We start from the raw sequence: 1,355 nt of genomic DNA on the forward strand, positions 1-1,355 counted from the left end.
GCCGTGCGGGGGCGGTCTCACGGAGACCGCCCCTCGATCGTGCGACAATGCCGCAGGTAGTGACAGCGGCGGGCGACTGCTTGGCGTTGGCGGCGCCAGTTCGACCAGCTCAGCGCGTGGTGTCGTCCGCGGTGTCCACTCAGGTGCGGGGGCCGGGCACGACAAGCTGCCAGGAGTCGCCGAACCTCCGCCACTGTGAGCCCGATGAGCCCGGGTGTCTCACCTGTTCCGCCCCCTTTTCCCAGGGCCGGTGTGCCGTGGCGGCAAGGAAGGCGTGAGCGAGCATGGCCAGAGTGATGTGCCGATACCAGCCCACGTAGCGGCGGACCTCGTACTGGTCCAGGCCGCACTCGTTCTTCGCGGCCTGGAAGCACTCCTCGATCGCCCAGCGTGCCCCGGCGACCCGCACCAGCTCCTGGACGGTGACCTGCAGGGGTGCGTAGGCGAGGTAGTAGGCGATCTCGTCGGGCTTGCTGATGCTGCGCCGGGCCAGTGCCCACCGCATCCGGTGAGGGACCTCTCCCTGATAGTCGAATTCGGCGACGGCGGGCAGCCGCACCGCTGCCCAGTGATAGATGCGGGGCCCCTTCGCGCCGTCGCCGCATGAGATCTTCTCCCATGCCTCGGCGGGCGCCTTCGCGAACAGGCCCTCGATCCGTGAACAGCCCACGCTGAACTGGGACTTGGGCACGGCCAGCACGTAGCCGACACCCGACTGTTCCAGCAGCCGGCGGAATCGGTTGTCCTGACCGTAGGCGGAATCCGCGGTGACCCAAGTGATGGGCAGTGGCGAGGCCAGGGCCCGCAGCACCATGTGCCGGGCCAGTTCGCCCTTGGTGGCGAACTCCCGCTCGTCGGGGACCCTTGCGGTGCGGCAGCGTTCCCGGTCCTCGGTCCAGGACTTCGGGAGGTAGAGCTCTCGGTCCACCCGGCGGAGGTGGTGCCCTTCTTGATGAACCCGGTGTCGTCGATGATCAGGACACCGTCGCCCTCGCCGAGCTTGTCGGCGACGTATTCCTGCAGGTCGTCGCGGATGTCATCGGGCTCCCACTTCGATCCGGCGAGGAGGTGCTGCAGGCCGTCAGGGGTGGAGTGGCCGGCCTGTTCAGCCAGCTGCCAGCTGTTCTTGCGGGCTACCGGGGCGAGCAGCCCGCGCACGTAGTCCCGCATCCGGCGGCGGAGCTCAACTCGGCCGAAGCGGTGCCCGATAGTCAGGAAGAGGTCATCCAGTTCGAGGTCCCATTGCGCGGCGGCAGACTCGGTGATCACCCTCGGAGGCTGCCCCGCCGCTGTCACTACCTGCGGCGTTGTCGCACGATCGAGGGGCGGTCTCCGTGAGACCGCCCCCGCACGGA

Annotated in this window: 1 pseudogene; it reads right to left on the reverse strand. The window is 68.7% G+C overall.

Annotated features, from left to right (window positions below):
* Nucleotides 1-139: 139 nt before the first annotated feature.
* Nucleotides 140-1,266 (reverse strand): annotated as a pseudogene (locus ACFT4A_RS42485) (IS701 family transposase).
* Nucleotides 1,267-1,355 lie beyond the last annotated feature (89 nt).

Source organism: Streptomyces sp. NPDC057099, from assembly GCF_042671245.1.
Lineage (GTDB): Bacteria > Actinomycetota > Actinomycetes > Streptomycetales > Streptomycetaceae > Streptomyces > Streptomyces purpurascens.